Consider the following 263-nt stretch of genomic DNA (forward strand, 5'->3'; position numbering starts at 1 on the left):
TCTAAAGAGCCCACTGCACCTTGGTAATCTTTACCAAATCGACTGGCTAATGTTATCCAACTAGTTTCATCTAAGCCAAGTTTACTAAGTAGTTGAGGATGATGAGCAATGGCGCCTCGTTTATCTTCTCTTAATATACGTCCGCTCCAATCAACGAGCTCTAGATAATCTAACAACGAAAAAGCAATGCCTGGCCCTCTCTTATCTGCATCACATTCAAGTGCATCACCAGTAAAACCAAATAAAGGCTTTTTCTGAAAGTG

Annotated in this window: 1 pseudogene; it reads right to left on the reverse strand. The window is 40.7% G+C overall.

From position 1 onward, the window contains the following. Positions 1-263: pseudogene (locus V6256_RS15340) on the reverse strand (hypothetical protein); the annotation flags it as partial.

This window comes from Psychromonas aquatilis (assembly GCF_038155185.1).
GTDB classification, from domain to species: Bacteria; Pseudomonadota; Gammaproteobacteria; order Enterobacterales; family Psychromonadaceae; genus Psychromonas; species Psychromonas aquatilis.